The 525-nt window shown below is 29.7% G+C and carries 1 protein-coding gene; it reads right to left on the bottom strand.

Going from position 1 to position 525, the window contains the following annotated elements:
• Positions 1-100 precede the first annotated feature (100 nt).
• On the bottom strand, positions 101-525 hold a 425-nt coding region (locus TS70_RS06760), incomplete at its 5' end, for a TraM recognition domain-containing protein (protein ID WP_198049813.1).

Below are 525 nucleotides of genomic sequence, written 5' to 3'. Positions count from 1 at the left end.
TTTAACAAAATGATAATTTACTTGTTGTTCAAATTGAACTGTTTGTGTATTCATAATATATTTCCTTTCTGATAAGTAAGTAATTTTTAATATTATTGATTTAATAATTTGGAACTACTTTAATTTTTTTAATAAATAACTTGCCACTCGGAAGAGTGGTTTTTAAATAGCATTCTCCGATTTTAAGGGTTTTTAGGTCGTTCGGATGAACAACAAATTCATCGACCGAACGCACCGAACCCATATCAGCCGTGTTGTTTTTAAAATCAAGTTGTCTTGTTAGTTTTTCGGTTTCTTGGGTACCAAAAACACTCGCTACATATTCCGCGGTATTTGGGTCTTTCAATGAGTGACAAACAATAGTGCTAACATTCCCAAAGATAGTATCTGTTAAATTCATATTGTTTGTTTTTAGGTCATTAATTGTTTGGAAAGATAAGAAACATTGATAATTAAAACTACGCGATTTATTTATCAAGTTGATAATTGTTTCACTAGCAAAGACATTAAACTCATCTAAAACAA

Source organism: Spiroplasma sp. hyd1, from assembly GCF_016082235.1.
Lineage (GTDB): Bacteria > Bacillota_I > Bacilli_A > Mycoplasmatales > Mycoplasmataceae > Spiroplasma > Spiroplasma poulsonii.
The sequence above is the reverse complement of the archived record's forward strand: the minus strand, read 5'-3'. Positions and strand labels throughout refer to the sequence as shown.